Origin of the sequence: Citrobacter freundii complex sp. 2024EL-00216 (assembly GCF_043945515.1) — a bacterium.
Classification (GTDB): domain Bacteria; phylum Pseudomonadota; class Gammaproteobacteria; order Enterobacterales; family Enterobacteriaceae; genus Citrobacter; species Citrobacter portucalensis.
Window position 1 is genome coordinate 1 of record NZ_JBIMRA010000065.1, and the last position, 1,364, is coordinate 1,364.

Here is a 1,364-nt window from a genome sequence, read left to right on the forward strand (position 1 = left end):
CGTGCTTTATTTAATGAGATGGTCACTCCCTCCTTCCCGGTACTATGCTGAGGACAGGCTTTCATTCGGAGAACTATCATGGAAAACATTGCGCTCATTGGTATCGATCTGGGTAAAAACTCTTTCCATATTCATTGCCAGGATCGTCGCGGGAAGGCTGTTTACCGTAAAAAATTTACCCGGCCAAAGTTGATCGAATTTTTGGCGACATGCCCCGCTACAACCATCGCAATGGAAGCCTGTGGCGGTTCTCACTTTATGGCACGCAAGTTGGAAGAGTTGGGGCATTCCCCAAAGCTGATATCACCACAATTTGTCCGCCCGTTCGTTAAAAGCAATAAAAACGACTTTGTCGACGCCGAAGCTATTTGTGAAGCTGCATCGCGTCCGTCTATGCGTTTTGTGCAGCCCAGAACGGAATCTCAGCAGGCAATGCGGGCTCTGCATCGTGTCCGTGAATCCCTGGTTCAGGATAAGGTAAAAACAACCAATCAAATGCATGCTTTTCTGCTGGAATTTGGCATTAGCGTTCCCCGAGGAGCTGCCGTTATTAGCCGACTGAGTACCATTCTTGAGGATAATAGTTTGCCTCTTTACCTCAGCCAGTTATTGCTGAAATTACAACAGCATTATCACTATCTTGTTGAGCAGATTAAAGATTTGGAATCCCAGTTGAAACGAAAGTTGGACGAAGATGAGGTTGGACAGCGCTTGCTGAGCATTCCCTGCGTCGGAACACTGACAGCGAGTACTATTTCAACTGAGATTGGCGACGGGAAGCAGTACGCCAGCAGCCGTGACTTTGCGGCGGCAACAGGGCTTGTACCTCGGCAGTACAGCACGGGAGGTAGGACGACATTGCTGGGAATTAGTAAGCGAGGTAATAAAAAGATCCGAACTTTGTTGGTTCAATGTGCCAGGGTATTCATACAAAAACTGGAACACCAGTCTGGCAAATTGGCCGATTGGGTCAGGGATTTACTGTGCCGGAAAAGCAACTTTGTCGTCACTTGTGCTCTGGCAAACAAGCTGGCCAGAATAGCCTGGGCCCTAACGGCACGACAGCAAACTTATGTAGCATAACGGCAGAAATACACCGGTTTAAAGAATTACTGATCTGGTTTTGCGAATACTGATATTGATGATACTAACGGCCCACCGGCCTGTTGAGGAACCTGTAAAACGGAAAGGCTCATTGAAGCCGTATATTTTCTGGAGGTTCATCAGGCGCGGAACTCATCAAGGCGCGGGAATAAAATCCCATTCAGACGCCGGATAGATTCAAGCAAGCCAACTTGTCGTCAAAATCGGTGTTGCAAAAACGGGAGTGACCATAGATTCCGTTTTCTGAGACGACCCCTTAT

General features: G+C 47.7%; 1 protein-coding gene. It reads left to right on the forward strand.

Annotated features, from left to right (window positions below):
- Positions 1-78: 78 nt before the first annotated feature.
- On the forward strand, positions 79-1,083 hold the full coding sequence (locus ACHHZ7_RS25385; protein WP_000427623.1) for an IS110-like element IS4321 family transposase: 1,005 nt from the start codon (positions 79-81) through the stop codon (positions 1,081-1,083).
- Positions 1,084-1,364: the final 281 nt, after the last annotated feature.

Excerpts from the sequence above, each read along its gene's own strand:
- ACHHZ7_RS25385 (WP_000427623.1), top strand. The coding sequence starts at position 79 with ATGGAAAACATTGCGCTCATTGGTATCGATCTGGGTAAAAACTCTTTC.